Genomic DNA, 17,582 nt, shown 5'->3' with positions numbered 1-17,582 from the left:
CTGGAGACAGAGATGATCCTGGTGGATATAGGAGGTTAGCTGCCATAGAGGGAAGGGTATACACAAGGCCAGTAAAGCGAAAATCAATGACGTTTTATTTCGTATACCATTTAACCGCTATTTCAGTACCTGATACATCGAAATGCTCATAGCTGTGGCTTATTCACTGAGATATGAAAGGTTGAAAAACCTTGAATTTTCAATAAAAAACACTTGATTATATGAGGAGGTGTTTTATATGTTACTGTCAAACACAGAAAATATCGGAAGACCTTATGAAGTATTGTCACTTGTTACTGGCTGCAGTGTTCTCTGTAAGAATATTGGCCGCGATATTGGTTCAAGCTTCAAGAATCTTGTGGGAGGTGAGATGAAGGCGTACGCAGAGATGCTTGACAATTCTCAGGTGCTGGCTGTCCAGAAGATGATGGCAAGAGCAGAAAGCATGGGAGCAGATGCAGTTGTAAATATCCGGTTTTCAAGCTCCAGTATTGTTCAGGGCGGAGCAGAGATTCTTGCCAGCGGAACGGCAGTGAAATTTAAATAGGCAGAGTACAGTAAAAACGAATGGTGTGAAATGAAAACGGATAGAAGCGTAAAGACAGGAACAGAGAAATAGGAACAGAAGAATAGGACCAAAACAGAATAGAAACAGAAATGACAAGGCTGTCAGCGCAGGAAACTGCACTGTGGCCTTTTCTTGTTTTCAGAAAGACAAAATCTATACTTTTTTTGAAAATTGTGGTAGGATAAAAAGCAAATTTGTTTTAATTCGGAGCCAGGACAAAGGAAGAGGGAAATCAGTATGAAAAGGAGAGGCGTGTATGCTGCAGACAATTGAGAAAATTAACAGTGTGGTGAATAATTTTGTTTGGGGCGTTCCGGCAATGGCCTGTATTATCATTGTAGGTCTTTATCTGAGTGTCCGGACTAGGTTTATCCAGATACGGAAGCTGGGCTATGCCTTTAAGGAAACACTGGGGAAGGTATTTCACAAGAAGGAAGCAGCTGTTGGGGCCATGACGCCATTTCAGGCAGTCTGTACGGCGCTGGCGGCAACTGTGGGAACGGGAAATATTGCCGGTGTAGCAGGTGCGATTGCCATTGGCGGACCAGGTGCGGTATTCTGGATGTGGATGTCGGCACTGCTTGGTATGTGCACGAAGTTTGCGGAAGTAACGCTGGCAGTTCATTATCGTGAAAAAAATACGAAGGGTGACTGGGTCGGCGGCCCATGTATTACATAAAGAACGGACTTGGAAAGAACTGGCAGTGGCTGGCGGTAACCTTTTCAATCCTCGGCGTACTGACTGTGTTCGGAACTGGAAATGCGACCCAGGTAAATACGATTACAACAGCCATTAATTCGGCATTGCTGAATTATGGAGTGATCGGTCAGAATTCGGTAGCAACGTCGAATCTGATTATCGGAATTGTGATCACAGTACTGGTGGCAGTCATCCTGCTGGGCGGAATCAAGCGGATCGGTAAGGTAACAGAGCGCCTTGTTCCGTTTATGGCGCTGCTTTATATCCTTTTGGGAATCGGCGTAATTGTGATCCACATCAATCGTGTACCGATGGTGTTTGCGCAGATTTTTGAGTGTGCGTTCAGCCCCCGGGCGATTACCGGAGGTGCGGTCGGCGGTATGTTCATGGCCATGAAAAAGGGCTTTTCCAGAGGGATCTTTTCCAACGAGGCCGGTCTTGGTACCGGTTCCATCGCCCATGCCTGTGCTGATACGGATGAAGCGGTTCATCAGGGATTATTCGGAATCTTTGAAGTATTTATGGATACCATTGTGATCTGTACGATGACAGCACTGGTTATTTTGTGCAGTGGTGTGACCGTTAACTACGGAGCGGCAGCAGGTGCAGAGCTGACCATCAGCGGCTTTACGTCAACATATGGAAACTGGGTGTCGATTTTTACCGCTGTGGCAATGTGCTGCTTTGCTTTCTCTACGATTTTGGGCTGGGGACTTTATGGAACCCGGTGTCTGGAGTTTTTGGCGGGATCGAAGATGAACAAGCCCTTTATGGTAGTTTATGCACTGGTGGCGCTGCTTGGAGCAACCATGGATCTGGGGCTGTTATGGAATATTGCCGAGACCTTTAATGGCCTTATGGCGATTCCCAACCTGATTGCATTGTTCTTACTGGGAGGAACCGTTGTAAAGCTGGTAAAAGAGTACATGGCGAAAGAAGGATAATCGTACAGAGTATTTATATATGGAAGAAAGGACAACAGGATGGCAGTACGGCTGATTGCGCTGGATCTGGACGGGACAGCGCTTCGAGAGCACAGGGAGATGACGGAGCGGACGCGGGAGGCAATCCTGGCGGCACTGGATGCCGGGATTCTGGTGGTTCCGTCCACCGGACGATCTTACCGGGATATTCCGGGGGAAGTCAGGAATATTCCGGGGATTCCGTATTTTCTGACCTCCAACGGAGCCAGGGTGCTGGAAGGAAATCCGGAAACGTCAGCAGAGACTCTGCCATCCAGTGTCTATACGGATCTGATTCCATGGGAACGGGCGGAGCAGGCACTGCGGATCCTGGAGGAGTACGATGTGCAGCCGTCGGTTCATATGTGCGGGTTAAGTGTGAACTTAAAGACAGCGGATCCCCGTGTTATTGCCAGGTATGGGAATACGGATTATTTTACGAGGAATAGTGCCGATAATCTGGCGGAGCATGTGCGGGAGAAGCGGATCGGAGTGGAAAAGATTTTTGCAATCCTGTTTCGGGACGAGGCAAAAGAAGAAATTTTACAACGGATGGAGGCAATTTATCCCTTTGCAGTGTCGGCATCAGGGGATGATAACCTTGAACTGAACAGCCAGACGGCCGATAAGGGGCGGGCGCTGGGAGAACTGACGCGCTTCCTTGGGATCAGCAGGGAGGATACAGCGGTTATCGGTGACAGCATCAACGATCAGACGATGTTTCAGTTTGGCGGTCATCGGATCGCCATGGGAAATGCAGCTGTTTCGATTAAGAAAATGGCACAGCATACGGCACCCTCCTGCGAGGAGGATGGCGCAGCGTATGCGATGGAACGGCTGATCCGGGGCGAATGGTAAGAGGAGACTGTTTTAGGAGACTGTTTTGACAGTCTCCTTGCTGTTTTCAGAGAAAATCCGGAGAACTGACCGGAATGAAAAGAAATTTTGACAGTTTTTTGTATTTTGTTTTTTTAAAGGACTTGACATTGCAGAAAAAGGGAAGTACAATAGGCAACACGATAAGAAACAAAAACAAATGTCTTTCAGGGAAAGACAACGAGGAGGAATTATTATGAAAAGAAGAGGTTTGTGTCTTGTACTTGCTGCGGTCATGGCTATGACAGCAATGGCAGGCTGCGGCGGAAAGAAGAGTGCGTCCAGCGGAGATACGTTTAAGATTGGCGGACAGGGTCCGACAACCGGAAATGCTGCTATTTACGGAAATGCTGTAAAGAACGGCATGGAGCTGGCTGCAAACGAGATCAACGCGGCAGGCGGAATCAACGGCAAGCAGGTCGAGATCAAATTCGAGGATGATGAGGCAGATGCTGAGAAGGCAGTCAATGCCTACAACAATTTAAAGGACTGGGGTATGCAGGCTCTGGTCGGACCGACAACCTCCGGAGCATGTGAGGCAGTCGTAACCAAGACAAAGGAAGCCGGTATGTTCCAGCTTACACCTTCTGCAACATCCTTAAATTCCATTAAGGAAGATAATGCATACCGTATGTGTTTCTCTGACCCGGCACAGGGTACTGTAGCAGCACAGTACATCGCAGCCAATAATCTGGCAAAGAAGATCGCAGTGATCTACGACAGCGGCGATGCTTACTCCAGCGGTATTTATGAGAACTTCGCAAAGGAAGCTCCCAATCAGGGACTTGAGATCGTAGCGGCTGAGTCCTTTACCTCCGAGAGCAACAAGGACTTCTCCGTACAGCTTCAGAAAGCAAAAGACGGCGGCGCAGATATGGTATTCCTGCCGATCTACTACACCGAGGCTTCTCTGATCCTTGCAAAGGCAAAGGAAATGAATTTCGCTCCCACATTCTTCGGATGTGACGGTATGGACGGAATCCTGACACTGGAAAACTTCGATACTTCTCTTGCAGAGGGACTGATGTTAATGACTCCTTTCTCCGCAGAGGCAGAGGACGAGAAGACCCAGAACTTTGTAAAGACTTACAAAGAAAAATATGGTGATACCCCGAATCAGTTCGCAGCAGATGCTTATGACTGCATGTATGTGATCAAGGAAGCGGCCGAAAAGGAAAATGTAACGCCGGATATGAGCGCTTCTGATCTTTGTGAAGCATTGAAGAAAGGCATGAGCGAGCTTAAATATACTGGTCTGACTGGTAAGGATATTACCTGGGGTACAGACGGCGAGCCTACCAAGGAGCCCATTGCGGTTAAGATCGAAAATGGTGCTTATGTATTTATGTAACAGGTAAAAAAGGCAGGGTGTCCCGAGGGATTGGGACACCCTTTTGTCTATGAAAGGGCTGGTGGAGATCCAATGAGTTTTTTATCCTATTTAATCAACGGAGTGAGCCTGGGAAGTGTGTATGCGATTATCGCGCTGGGCTACACCATGGTATATGGCATTGCGAAAATGTTGAATTTTGCCCATGGTGATATTATTATGGTGGGCAGTTTTGCGGCATACATTGCCATGATCAGTGCAGGGGTCTCCCCCATTGTAAGCGTACTTCTGGCAATGGTCATCTGTACGGTTCTGGGTCTCCTCATTGAGCGGATCGCATATAAGCCGCTCCGGAGTGCACCGTCTCTGGCTGTTCTGATCACTGCCATCGGTGTGAGCTATTTCCTGCAGAATATGGCGCTTCTGGTATTTGGATCGGATACAAAGACCTTCCCCAATGTGGTTTCCTTCGGCGGAATCAGTCTGGCGGGCGGAAGCCTTCAGATCTCCGGTGTGACCATTGTGACGGTTGCAGCCTGTATTGTGATCGTCGTGGGACTGAGCCTGTTCATCAACAAGTCCAAGGCCGGCCAGGCCATGCTGGCGGTTTCCGAGGACCGTGGGGCAGCCCAGCTTATGGGAATCAATGTCAATAAGACCATTGCATTAACCTTTGCTATCGGCTCTGCACTGGCGGCGGTAGCAGGCGTTTTGCTCTGTTCGGCGTATCCGGCACTGAATCCCTATACGGGCGCCATGCCTGGCATCAAGGCATTCGTGGCAGCCGTATTTGGTGGGATCGGCTCCATTCCGGGAGCGATGATCGGCGGAATCCTTCTTGGTATCATTGAAATTCTGGCGAAAGCTTACATTTCCTCCCAGCTTGCAGACGCGATCGTGTTTGCAGTGCTGATTGTGATCCTGTTGGTAAAGCCTACCGGAATCTTCGGCAAGAAGATCCAGGAAAAGGTATAAGGAGGACTGGAAATGAAGCAGATGAAGCAAATGCAGAAAACAACAAAATATAATTTCTCTATTTATGCCATGGTGATCATCTTTGCCATTGTGATGCAGCTGATGTCCGCCCTGGGAATGTTGTCCAGCCTTTTAGAGGGGCTGCTGGTTCCCATGACAGCGTACATGATCCTGGCAGTTTCTCTGAATCTGGTAGTTGGAATTCTTGGGAATTTAAGTCTCGGACATGCAGGCTTTATGTGTGTCGGCGCCTTTTCCAGTGCATTTTTCTCTAAGCTGGCAGAGGGAGCCATGCCTGACGGCCTGCGGTTTTTCCTGGCGTTACTGATCGGCGTCATTGTGGCCGGTATTTTCGGAATCCTTATTGGAATCCCGGTACTGAGACTGCGCGGCGATTATCTGGCCATCGTAACACTGGCATTCGGTGAGATCATTAAAAACGTGATCAATGCCATGTATGTCGGTGTGGACGGAAGCGGGTTCCATTTTTCGTTAAAGGATTCGGTTTCCCTGAATCTGGATTCCACCGGCGAGGTCATCGTCAATGGAGCCCAGGGGATCAATGGAACGCCTCATGATTCTTCATTTATCATCGGGATCCTGCTGTTATTGCTGACACTGGTTATCATTCTGAACCTGATCAATTCCAGAGGCGGACGCGCGATCATGGCGATCCGTGACGACCGGATCGCAGCGGAATCGGTGGGAATTAATATTACAAAATACAAGATGATGGCATTTGCCATGTCGGCAGCCATTGCCGGAGCAGCAGGTGTGCTTTATGCCCATAACCTGTCCTCCCTGGTGGCATCGCCCAAGAACTTCGGTTACAATATGTCCATCATGATCCTGGTTTATGTGGTTCTCGGAGGAATCGGAAATATGAGAGGTTCCCTGATCGCGGCAGTTGTCTTGACGCTGATCCCGGAGCTTCTGCGAGGCCTGTCCAACTATCGTATGCTGATCTACTCCATTATCCTGATCGTGGTTATGATCTTTAACTGGAGCAAGGGCGGCAGGGAATTCAAGGAAAAGCTGGCAGTGAAGCTGCGTAACGTGTTCCGTTCCAAGAGAAAGGAGGCCAGGTAAGATGGCGTTATTAGAGGTTAAAAATCTCGGCATTTCGTTCGGCGGCCTCCGTGCGGTCAATGCCTTTGAGATCCAGATCGAAAAAGGCCAGCTTTACGGACTGATCGGTCCCAACGGTGCAGGAAAGACCACCGTGTTCAACCTGCTGACCGGTGTTTATAAGCCAACGGAGGGAATTATCCGTCTTGACGGCGTGGACATCACAAGAAAAAAGGCGATTGAGATCAACAAAGAGGGAATCGCAAGAACCTTTCAGAATATCCGGCTGTTTAAGGAACTGTCTGTTCTTGACAATGTAAAGGCAGGACTTCATAATAATTATAAATATTCGACAATCGCGGGAATCCTGCGTCTTCCTTCTTACTTTAAGGTGGAGAAGCAGATGAACGAGAAGGCCATGGAGCTGTTAAAGGTATTTGACCTGGATTCCAAGGCGGATTACAAGGCATCCAATCTTCCTTATGGTGAGCAGAGAAAGCTGGAGATTGCCAGAGCGCTGGCAACAGAGCCGAAGCTTCTTCTGCTGGATGAGCCGGCGGCCGGAATGAACCCTAATGAGACAGAGGAGCTCATGGAGACCATCAAGTTTGTCCAGAAGAAATTTGATATGACGATCCTTCTGATCGAGCATGATATGAAGCTGGTCGGCGGAATCTGTGAGCAGCTGACGGTACTGAACTTCGGTGAGATCCTCTGCCAGGGAGAAACGAAGCAGGTACTGAATGACCCGCAGGTAATCAAGGCATATCTGGGTGATGAATAGGAGGAACGGAACATGGCATTACTGGAAGTAAAGGATTTACAGGTATATTATGGCATGATCCAGGCCCTGAAGGGGATCTCCTTTGAAGTAGGACAGGGAGAGGTCGTTGCACTGATCGGCGCCAACGGCGCAGGAAAGACCACGACGCTTCATGCAATTACCGGGCTTCTGCCCATTAAAAACGGAACGGTGACTCTGGCCGGAACGGAAATTACAAAGGCTCCGCCCCATAAGATCGTGGAGATGGGCATGGCTCATGTGCCGGAGGGACGACGGGTATTTGCGAACCTGACCGTTTACCAGAACCTGCGTATGGGTGCATATACGAGAAAAGACAAGCAGGAATACGAAGAAACACTGAATATGGTCTATGAAAAATTCCCGCGTCTGAAGGAACGCCGGAATCAGCCGGCAGGTACACTTTCCGGCGGCGAGCAGCAGATGCTGGCCATCGGACGTGCATTAATGTCCAAACCGAAGATCATGCTCATGGATGAACCGTCCATGGGTCTGTCTCCGATCTATGTAAATGAGATCTTTCAGATCATTCAGGAGGTCAGTGCAGCAGGAACGACCGTTCTTCTGGTTGAGCAGAATGCTAAGAAGGCGCTGTCTATTGCTGACCGCGCGTATGTGCTGGAAACCGGAAAGATCGTTCTTGACGGAAAGGCATCGGAGCTTCTGAACGACGAGTCCATCAAGAAAGCATATTTAGGTGAGTAAAGGGGGATCGCTCATGAAGAAAGCAGTTATTACTATTGCACGGCAGTACGGAAGCGGCGGACGGACCATCGGAAAGATGCTGGCGAAGGAGCTGGATATTCCGTTTTATGACCGGGAGGTTTTAAGACGGGCTTCGGAGGACAGCGGAATCCATGAAAAGCTGTTCGGTGCGGCAGACGAAAAAGCACCACGTGGTGCAAAGCTGTTCGGCTCCAGGGTTTATCAGGGTGAAGTAATTGAACCGGAAAACAAGGCATTTATCTCCGAGGACAATCTCTTTAATCTGACGGCCAGAACGATCAAGAAGATTGCAGAGGAAGAGTCCTGTGTCATCATCGGCCGCTGCGCGGACTTCGTATTAAAAGACCGGGATGATGTCCTCAGCGTATTTGTTCATGCGGATGAAGCGTTTTGTCTGGAGCAGGCCATGGAGCGCAACAGCATGACCCTGAAGGAAATGAAGAGGTTCATCGAGCAGACGGATAAGTATCGCGGCGATTTTTACAAATATTACACCGGACATGAATGGAATGATCTGCGCAACTATGATCTCAGTCTTAACAGCGGAAAGCTGGGATTTGAGAAGTGTGTGGAGATGATCAAGGCATATCTGAAGATTCGGTTTTAAACAGAGAGTTGACAGGAAAATGAGCGGGAAGCCAGAGCTGGCTTCCCGCTTTCTGTAAAAAGAAAGGTACAAAACGCGGAGTTCCTTTTTCCCTCCAGCGACACTTCTACAGGCTGATTTTTTCCACAGCGGTTTCTTTCACATAGATTTCTTTGATGTCTGCCCGGAACTGAGCCATGTGAGGGGTCTGAAGATGGAGAAGCTGTTTTTCCTCGGATTCCCATTTTTCTACCAGAAGAATGGCCTCGGGATCATCGGCGCTCAGAAAATAATCGTAGCGCAGGCAGCCGTCCTCTTTGCGGATCGTTTCCAGAATCCCGGAGGTTTCCATAGCGCGAAGAAAGTCGGCTCTGGCACCGGTACGGGTGTGATAGGTGACGAGAAGCAATAACTGATTCATAAGAATACCTCCGACTTTGTTTTTAATCTTATTATATCGTCGGGTGACGAAGGCCGTCAAGAATTCAGCTTTAGAAAGATTTCAGAAACAAATGGATGACGGACTGCGAAAAATACGGTATGATAAAATAAAATAAGCAGTGCAGGGGAGGGCGTTTCATGGCATTTGTGGAAGTAAAGCATGTAAAAAAGATATATAAAATGGGCGAGGTTGTGATCAACGCGGTGGATGATATGAACTTTTCCATTGAAAAGGGAGAGTTTGTAGTGATCGTCGGCCCCAGCGGAGCGGGAAAAACAACGGTTCTGAATATTCTCGGCGGTATGGATCAGGCAACTGAGGGACAGGTTCTGGTGGATGGTGTTGATGTGGCGTCCTTTGACCGGAAAAAAATGACGAAGTACCGGAGGGAAGACATCGGATTTGTGTTCCAGTTTTATAATCTGGTCCAGAACCTGACTGCACTGGAGAATGTAGAACTGGCGCTTCAGATCTGCCGGGATCATCTGGATGCCGAGGAGATCCTGAAGGAGGTAGGTCTTGGGGAACGGATGGGAAATTTCCCGTCTCAGCTTTCCGGCGGAGAGCAGCAGCGGGTATCCATTGCCAGAGCTCTGGCGAAAAATCCGAAGCTCCTGTTATGTGATGAGCCTACCGGTGCGCTGGATTATCAGACAGGAAAGGCGATTCTGAAGCTTTTGCAGGACACCTGTCGCGAGAAGGGAATGACGGTCATAGTCATCACCCATAATTCGGCTCTGGCGCCTATGGCGGACCGGATCATTAAAATCAAAAACGGACGGGTTTCGTCCATGCGGCTCAATGAGCATCCGATTCCTGTAGAAGAAATCGAATGGTAAAATTGAAAGGACAGGACAGGGAATGAAACAGGCACAGCGTAAAGATTTTTTCCGGGAAATCAGGCGAAGCCTGAACCGGTATCTTTCTATCTTATTTATTGTGGCGCTCGGCGTGGCATTTTTCTCCGGAATCCGTGCAGCTGAGCCGGATATGCGGCTGTCTGCGGATGCTGTGGCGGATCAGGCGAATTTTATGGATCTCCGGATCCTGTCGACGATGGGACTGACCGGGGCGGATCTGGAGGCAATCCGGGCGGTGGACGGGATTTCTCAGGCGGAGGGCGAGCAGTCGGTTGAGGTGCTGACCCAGTGCGGAGAAAAAGAGCTGGTGATTCATGTAGCCACACTGATGACGCAGTTAAATTATGTGACGATTGACGAAGGACGGCTGCCGGAGAAGGAGGGAGAGTGTTTCCTGGATAATCAGCTCTGTATAGCCGGAGATTATCAGGTGGGAGACAGGATCACTCTGAAATCAGGAACAAAGGATCCGCTGAGTGATACGCTGAACCATGAAACGTATACGATCGTCGGTATCGGCTCCAGCCCCTATTATCTGAATTTTGATAAGGGCTCATCAACCATCGGGAACGGGGATATCCGGGGCTTTGTCATGGTGCTGCCGGAGGAGTTCAAGTCGGATATTTATACACAGATCTATGCAACATGCGACAGCCTGAAGCCGTATATTACAGCCAGTGATGCCTATTTTTCTGCGGCGGATCAGATTAAGGCACAGGTGGAGGACATTGCAGGGGAACGCTGTGAGGTTCGTCTTTCTGAGGTGCGGAAGGAAGCGCAGGATAAGATCGATGACGGGCAGCGGAAGTTGGACGACAGCCGCGCGGAGGCAGAAGAAAAACTGGCAGATGCGGAGACGCAGATCACAGATGGAGAACAGGCGCTTCAGGACGGCCGGGAACTGATTGCCGAAAATGAACAGAAGCTGGCGGAGGGAAGGGCCGAGCTTCAGGCCAGTGAAAAAACACTGGAAGACGGAAAGGCTGAGCTTGCAAAACAGGAGCAGGAGCTGTCAGGCGCAAAGAACACTCTTGCGGAGAAGGAGCAGGAGCTCCGGAATGGAAAGGCTGCGCTGGAAGACGGAAAAGCGGCGCTGGCGGAGCAGGAACAGAAGCTGGAATATGGAAAAACGGAAATCCGGAATGCCAGAGCCAGACTTCAGGAACAGGAGGCAGTGCTGGAAGACGGAGAGGCGTCTCTGGCATTGGCGAAAAGCCAGTATGAGAACGGAGCGGCGGAGATCCAGGAGGGATGGCAGGCGTTAGAGACTGCAAAAACGGAGCTTGCGAAGAATCAGGCTGCGCTTGCATCCATGAGAGAGGCTCTTTTGGCAGCCGGAATCGATCCGGAGACAAATCCGGAGTATCAGGCGGCGCAGTCAGCTGTTTTGGCGGCAGAGGAGCAGATCCGTGCACAGGAAGCAGTGCTTTCGGCGCAGGAGGCAGAGCTTTCCGAAATGAAAGAGCTGCTGAATGAAAAGGAAACAGAGCTTCTGGCGGGGCGGCAGGCGCTGGAGAGCGGAAAGGCGGAGCTTGATCATCAGGAGGCAGCACTGCAGGCAGCGGAGGTACAGCTGAACAGTGGAAAGTCAGAGCTTTTGGAGAAGGAAGCACAGTTAAAGCAGGGAGAGGAAGCTCTTGCGGCAGCAAGGTCGGAGCTGGAGGCCGGAGAAAACCAGCTTGCAGAAGCAAAGGCGAAGCTGGCAGAGGGGGAAAATCAGCTTCAGTCAGCAAAGGCTCAGATTGCAGACGGAGAAGCTCAGCTTCTGGATGCAAAACAGGAGCTTGCAGATAATGAGGAAACGCTTAACGATGCCAGAGCGGATTATGCGGAAGCAAAGGCGGATGCAGAACAGCAGCTTTCCGACGGAGAGCAGGAGCTTGACGATGCCCGGGCAGAGCTTGATAAGCTGAAGCTGCCAGAGTGGTATGTGCTGGGCCGTGACACAGTTCAGTCTTATGTGGAATATGACAGTGATGCAGATCGGATCGGCGCCATTGGAAAGGTCTTCCCGGTGATCTTTTTCCTGGTGGCAGCACTGGTGAGCCTGACAACCATGACACGCATGGTGGAAGAGAAGCGGACGGAGATCGGCACCATGAAAGCGCTGGGATACAGTACCTTATCCATTGCGGCGAAGTATCTGGGGTATGCAGTCTCAGCCAGTGTGCTGGGGAGTGTGCTGGGATTCCTGGTGGGAGAAAAGCTTCTTCCCTGGGTCATCATTACATCCTATAAGATTTTATATGTGAATCTGACAATTATCCGCGTGCCCTATAACTGGGGCTATGCGCTGGGGGCTTCAGCTATCGCAGTACTTTGTACCGGCGGAGCAACGCTGGCGGCCTGTTATCGCGCAGCCCTGTCCCAGCCGGCGGAGCTGATGCGGCCGGCGGCACCTCTGCAGGGAAAGAAAATTCTTCTGGAGCGGATCCGCCCGATCTGGAAGCATCTGAATTTCAGCCAGAAATCAACGCTTCGGAATCTGTTCCGGTATAAAAAGAGGTTTTTGATGACGGTGTTCGGGATCGGTGCCTGTATGGCACTTCTGATCGTAGGCTTTGGCCTGCGCGATTCGATTTATGCCGTATCGGAAAGCCAGTATGGAGAGCTCTGGCGGTATGATGTGGTGGCTGGGATCGATACAGACTGCGGGGAAGTGGATCGAGAGAAGCTGGATCAGACTCTTTCGGAGACAGACAATGTCGATGAGGTGCTGACGGCACATACGGCAACCCTTGATGCGGAGGCTAACGGTGTAACCAGGGAGATTAATCTGGTTGTACCGAAGGAAATCGGGGAGTTTCCGGATTTCTTTGTGCTTCGCGACCGGATCTCGAAGCAGGTCTATGAGCTCGATGACGAGGGAGCTGCAATCAATGAAAAGCTGGCAAAGTTTTTGGACTTGCAGGTAGGAGATTCGTTCCGGTTAAAGGAGAGCGATACGGAAAGTGTAACGGTCACGGTGTCTCATATTGTTGAAAATTATGTTTATAACTATGTATATCTGTCTCCGACGCTTTATGAGAAGCTGTATGGAGCGGAGCCGCAGTATGACAAGGAGTATATCCGTCTTCATGAAAACGGGAAGGAACCGGAGCAGAGGCTGGCGGAGCTCCTTCTGGAGGAGCCTGCCGTTTCCGGCGTGACACTGGTGACAGACATGAACCAGACGATCCTGGATATGCTGGAGAGTCTTGATTCCGTGATCGGGGTGTTGATCACCTCTGCCGGACTGCTGGCGTTTGTGGTGGTTTATAATCTGAACAATATCAACATCACGGAGCGGCGGCGGGAGCTGGCGACAATCCGGCTTCTGGGCTTTTATGATATGGAGCTGGCGGTGTATGTGTATCGCGAAAATGTGCTGCTGACAGCCATCGGTATTGTAGTCGGAATTTTCATGGGAAATCTTCTGCATCGGTTTGTCATTAAGACCGTAGAGGTAGATCTCATCATGTTCGGACGGGTAGTCCATCCCATCAGCTATGTTTACTGTGCGGCGCTGACGGTGCTGTTTGCGCTTCTGGTGAATGTATTTATGTATTTTAAGCTGCGGAAGATCGACATGGTGGAGTCGTTAAAGAGTGTGGAATAACTGTCAGACGTGAACGAAAGGCGCTTCGGGAGACCGGGGCGCCTTTTCAGGCCGAACTTTACACAAATTTTACATGCTCATGGTTTTGATTTGACCTGAATTTTGTATAGTGGTAATTGTACGAATATGAAAAGAGCAGAAATGTGGAGGGTGTTATGGCACTGAGCGATGTAAAGCTGTTGTTTGAATTTATCGGCGGCCTCGGAATGTTCCTGTACGGCATGAATATCATGGCGGACGGACTTCAGAAAGCAGCCGGCGGAAAGATGAAGCGGATGCTGGGATATATCACCAACAATCGTTTTCTGGGAGTTCTTCTCGGAGCGCTGATCACAGCGATCATTCAGAGCTCTTCGGCAACGACGGTTATGGTGGTCGGTTTTGTAAATGCAGGAATCCTGACTCTGAATCAGGCGGTTGGCGTTATCATGGGCGCAAACATTGGTACAACCATCACGGCATGGCTGGTTTCCATGAGTGAGTGGGGCGAGGTCATGAAGCCGGAGTTTTTTGCGCCGGTACTGATCGGAATTGGTGCGTTTATGCTGCTGTTTGCAAAGAAGGAGCGGAAGAGGGAGATCGGTACTATTCTCGTCGGCTTCGGCGTTCTGTTTATCGGACTGAGCTTCATGTCCGGGGCGATCAAGCCTTATCGTGATGCACCTGTTTTTTCAACGATATTTGCAACACTGGGAAGCAATCCCATCTTCGGAATCCTGGCCGGTGCGGTTATCACCGGTATTATCCAGAGCTCTTCGGCATCGGTCGGAATCTTACAGACGCTGGCCATGAACGGTGTCGTGACCTGGAGTGCGGCTGTTTATATTACGCTCGGACAGAACATCGGTACCTGTGTAACGGCGCTGCTGGCCAGTATGGGTGCCCATAAGACCGCGAAGCGTGCTGCTGTAATCCATCTGATGTTCAATGTGATCGGTGCGATCCTGTTTGCGGTCGTGATGTGCGTGGTATTCTTCCTGAATCCGGCATGGGGAGGTTCGACCATCAGCAGTACCCAGATCTCCATCTTCCATACCGTGTTTAATGTGGTGAATACGATCCTTCTGTTCCCCTTCGCCGGAAAGCTGGTGGCGTTATCGGGAAAGCTGGTTCGCGAGAAGAAGCCGGATCAGACCGAGTCGGCAGAGCAGCAGGTTATGTCCCATCTGGACACCAGAATTCTGGAGAACCCGTCCTTTGCCATTGAGACAGCAAAGCGTGAGGTGATTCATATGGGCGAGCTGTCCATGGAAAATGTGCGTCTGGGCGAGGATGCGGTCTTAAATAATAACCAGGAATCAGTGGAGAAGATTTATAAAAATGAGACACTGATTGATTTCATAGAAAAGGCGCTGACGGAATATCTGGTGAAGATCACCAACCTGTCCCTTATGGAGGATCAGTCAGAGCAGGTCAAGAACCTGCTGTACTCGGTCAATGACCTGGAGAGGATCGGTGACCATGCAGAGAACATTGCCGAGCTGGCGGAGTCGAAGATCCAGGGTGATATCCAGTTCTCGGAGATGGGGCAGGAGGATCTGAAGGAAATGTTTGAGTGTGCGATCGGAGCCGTAAAGAATGCGGTGGAAGCCAGAAGAAGCGGCAGTGTCGAGGCAATCCGACAGGTGATCAAGTTTGAGGATCAGGTAGATAGCATGGAGGAGGATCTCCGCGACAAGCATATCGCCCGGCTGGCAAACAATGAGTGCCGCGCGTCCCATGGTGTGATCTTCCTGGATATCATCGGAAATCTGGAGCGTGTGTCCGACCATGCGTATAATGTGGCCGGATACGTAAAAGATGAGATGTAGGAAGAAGCAATCCTAAATGAAGTTTACGGCAGGTGGCCTGAATGGCCGCCTGTTTTGGAACAGAAAGAGAGTGTGAGAGATATGGAAGAAAAAGAATTGGATAAGCATATGAGGGAGCAGAAAAAGGAAGAGAAGAAGGCAGAGAAAAAGCACATGAAGCTGGAGAAAGCGGTACAGATGGAGGAGAAGCCCCTTGTAACCTATGACCTGCTGCGCCAGTCGGAGGAAATCCGGGCGTATGTTGCGCAGGGAAACCTGGCACTGGGAGTTCTGGGCTTCACAGACCATTCAGAGATTCATGCAGTTAAAACGGCGGAAACCGCAGGGAAGATCTTAAAGGAACTCGGATATCCGGAACGAATGGTGGAACTGGCGCGGATCGCAGGTTATCTTCATGATATGGGAAACTGTGTGAATCGCAATGACCATGCCCATAACGGGGCACTGATGGCGTTTCAGATTCTCCGGGAGTATGGAATGGATCCCAAGGAGATCGCAGTGGTGGTCAGTGCCATCGGTGAGCATGATGAACATACAGGAACGGCAGTGGATGCTGTTTCGGCGGCACTGATCCTGGCGGATAAGACCGATGTACGGCGGAACCGTGTACGCAATAAGAAAAAAGAAACCTTCGACAAGCATGACCGGGTGAATTATGCGGCAAAGTCTTCAAAGCTGACGGTGCGCCGGGATAAAAAGGTTATTACGCTGGAGATCGAGCTGGACGAGAATATCTGCTCCATGATGGACTATTTTGAGATCTTTCTGCAGCGGATGCTGATGTGTCGCCGGGCAGCGGAGCTTCTTGGCTATCGATTTAAGCTGACAGCAAACGGAAGCAAAATCGTCTGAGCCATTCATGTTTCATACTCCTCCATCATAGGATAGAAATAGTCATTTCGGGGATTTTCAGGGTTTGGAGGGGTGAATGTGAATGAGCGGGGAACCGGAGTATTGGAACAGTATGAGCTGGAGGTTTACAGAACCTGCCGCGCACGGGGCGCGGTGCTGTGTGAGACCGGTAAGGGATTGAAGCTATTAAAGGAGTGGGCCGGTTCCCGTAAGCGGATCTGGCTGGAGTACGAGATCCTTTCGGCTCTGGAGGAGGATGCAGGGATCGCGGTTGATAACTGTATGCGGAACCGGGAGGGTGAGCTTCTGGCTGTGGATGGGGATCAGACGGCCTATGTGCTCCGAAACTGGTACGAGGGACGGGAATGCAGCACCAGAGAGCCGGGAGAGATTCAGGAAGCAGCACGGATGCTGGGAAAGCTTCATCTTGCCTTTGAACGGTTTCAGAAGGAAGGAATTCTGGAAAGCCGTCATGAGAAGCTTGCAGAGGAAGAGCGGAAACGGCAGGAGGAGCGGGAGAAAGCCCGGCAGACGGAGACAGAACAGGTGGAAGGAGAGACTTCGGAGAACGACGGAGAAACAAAACAGCCGGAGTGGAGCCGGACAGAGCAGCTGTTCGGAGGCGGTGAGGAAACCAATGAAGAGAGTCTGGCAGCGACGCTGGAACGCCACAACCGGGAGCTGAAACGGACACGGAGCTTTGTCAAGGGAAGAAAGCGGAAAAACGGGTTTGAGCTGATGGTTATCGGCGGATTTGAGAAGTTCTACCGCCAGGCCATGGAGGCGGCGGAGCTGGCAGAAGGACTTTCGGAAATTCCGGAGCAGGGCTGGTGTCATGGAGAGTACAGCCATCATCATGTGCTGCTGGGCAGAAATCTCTGTGCGGTGACTGATTTTTCCAGGCTTCATAAGGGCGTTCAGGTGACAGATCTTTATTATTTTACAAGAAAGATCCTGGAGAAGCATCGGTGGAATCTGAGGCTTGGATGTCAGATCCTTGATACCTATGCGGCGGTGCGGCCCATGACCGGAGCAGAGTGGCAGTATCTTTATATTTTATTTCTATATCCGGAAAAATACTGGAAGCAGATGAATTATTATCTGAATTCCAATAAGGCATGGATCCCCGAGCGGAATATCGACAAGCTGAAGGTCCTGGAAAATCAGTTTGAGGTCAGATCCTGTTTCCTGGACGAATTGAAGCTGCGGACGGGGTAACACAGGAGGCAGGAAAAGACGGAGCGGGAAAGCGCGGAAAACAGGCTGACTGGAATGAAAGCGGGAAAAGAAAAAACAGGAAGATTCGGTCGAGATCAGACGGTGAAAAAAGTGGTTTCGGCTGGATCTTCCTTGTCATTTGGAAACGGATATACTATAATAAAAGACAGAGGGACGGAGAAAAACGGGACAGGCACTTGCCGGAGAT

General features: G+C 50.3%; 14 protein-coding genes and 1 pseudogene. 14 read left to right on the top strand and 1 reads right to left on the bottom strand.

Annotation, left to right across the window (positions count from 1 at the left end):
• Positions 1-238 precede the first annotated feature (238 nt).
• The 9 genes and pseudogenes from ACTQ3K_RS10705 to ACTQ3K_RS10665 all read left to right on the top strand — a co-directional run bounded on the left by ACTQ3K_RS10705 (position 239) and on the right by ACTQ3K_RS10665 (position 8,614).
• Positions 239-547 carry a heavy metal-binding domain-containing protein gene (locus tag ACTQ3K_RS10705; RefSeq protein ID WP_441567812.1) on the top strand — a complete coding sequence of 103 codons (309 nt, stop codon included), beginning with the start codon at positions 239-241 and terminating at the stop codon, positions 545-547.
• Positions 548-824: 277 nt separating this feature from the next.
• Positions 825-2,212 (top strand): annotated as a pseudogene (locus ACTQ3K_RS10700) (alanine/glycine:cation symporter family protein).
• Between the two features lie 39 nt (positions 2,213-2,251).
• Positions 2,252-3,088, top strand: a complete 837-nt coding sequence (locus tag ACTQ3K_RS10695) for an HAD-IIB family hydrolase (RefSeq protein WP_441567813.1) — start codon at positions 2,252-2,254, stop codon at positions 3,086-3,088.
• Positions 3,089-3,302: 214 nt separating this feature from the next.
• Entirely contained in the window at positions 3,303-4,457 is a 1,155-nt protein-coding gene (locus ACTQ3K_RS10690; RefSeq protein ID WP_441567814.1) for an ABC transporter substrate-binding protein, read from the top strand.
• A gap of 72 nt (positions 4,458-4,529) precedes the next feature.
• A complete protein-coding gene (locus tag ACTQ3K_RS10685; RefSeq protein WP_441567815.1) occupies positions 4,530-5,411 on the top strand; it encodes a branched-chain amino acid ABC transporter permease in 882 nt (293 codons plus the stop codon).
• A 12-nt stretch (positions 5,412-5,423) separates the two neighbouring features.
• Positions 5,424-6,500, top strand: coding sequence for a branched-chain amino acid ABC transporter permease (locus tag ACTQ3K_RS10680; RefSeq protein ID WP_441567816.1), 1,077 nt, complete (start codon positions 5,424-5,426; stop codon positions 6,498-6,500).
• A 1-nt stretch (position 6,501) separates the two neighbouring features.
• A complete protein-coding gene (locus ACTQ3K_RS10675; protein WP_441567817.1) occupies positions 6,502-7,263 on the top strand; it encodes an ABC transporter ATP-binding protein in 762 nt (253 codons plus the stop codon).
• Positions 7,264-7,275: 12 nt separating this feature from the next.
• Entirely contained in the window at positions 7,276-7,986 is a 711-nt protein-coding gene (locus ACTQ3K_RS10670) for an ABC transporter ATP-binding protein (protein WP_441567818.1), read from the top strand.
• A gap of 13 nt (positions 7,987-7,999) precedes the next feature.
• Complete coding sequence (locus ACTQ3K_RS10665) at positions 8,000-8,614, top strand: AAA family ATPase (protein WP_441567819.1); 615 nt, start codon at positions 8,000-8,002, stop codon at positions 8,612-8,614.
• 106 nt (positions 8,615-8,720) lie between these two features.
• On the opposite strand, the gene ACTQ3K_RS10660 is transcribed toward ACTQ3K_RS10665, so the two are convergent.
• Positions 8,721-9,014: a putative quinol monooxygenase gene (locus ACTQ3K_RS10660; RefSeq protein WP_441567820.1), complete on the bottom strand. Its 294-nt coding sequence runs from the start codon at positions 9,012-9,014 to the stop codon at positions 8,721-8,723.
• A 158-nt stretch (positions 9,015-9,172) separates the two neighbouring features.
• Between ACTQ3K_RS10660 and ACTQ3K_RS10655 the strand changes: the two genes are divergently transcribed.
• From ACTQ3K_RS10655 to ACTQ3K_RS10635, 5 genes are all read left to right on the top strand, one after another.
• The gene (locus ACTQ3K_RS10655) at positions 9,173-9,874 is read left to right on the top strand and encodes an ABC transporter ATP-binding protein (RefSeq protein ID WP_441567821.1); all 702 of its coding nucleotides are present in this window, start codon (positions 9,173-9,175) and stop codon (positions 9,872-9,874) included.
• A 22-nt stretch (positions 9,875-9,896) separates the two neighbouring features.
• Positions 9,897-13,493, top strand: coding sequence for an FtsX-like permease family protein (locus ACTQ3K_RS10650; RefSeq protein ID WP_441567822.1), 3,597 nt, complete (start codon positions 9,897-9,899; stop codon positions 13,491-13,493).
• 155 nt (positions 13,494-13,648) lie between these two features.
• Positions 13,649-15,304 carry a Na/Pi cotransporter family protein gene (locus ACTQ3K_RS10645; protein ID WP_441567823.1) on the top strand — a complete coding sequence of 552 codons (1,656 nt, stop codon included), beginning with the start codon at positions 13,649-13,651 and terminating at the stop codon, positions 15,302-15,304.
• A 177-nt stretch (positions 15,305-15,481) separates the two neighbouring features.
• Entirely contained in the window at positions 15,482-16,156 is a 675-nt protein-coding gene (locus ACTQ3K_RS10640; RefSeq protein WP_441567859.1) for an HD domain-containing protein, read from the top strand.
• Positions 16,157-16,234: 78 nt separating this feature from the next.
• Positions 16,235-17,374, top strand: a complete 1,140-nt coding sequence (locus ACTQ3K_RS10635; protein WP_441567824.1) for a spore coat protein CotS — start codon at positions 16,235-16,237, stop codon at positions 17,372-17,374.
• The last annotated feature ends 208 nt before the right edge of the window (positions 17,375-17,582 follow it).

This window comes from Candidatus Paralachnospira sp. LCP21S3_A2 (assembly GCF_052118925.1).
Taxonomy (GTDB): domain Bacteria; phylum Bacillota; class Clostridia; order Lachnospirales; family Lachnospiraceae; genus Lientehia.
This window is presented reverse-complemented; position numbering and strand designations above follow the sequence as displayed.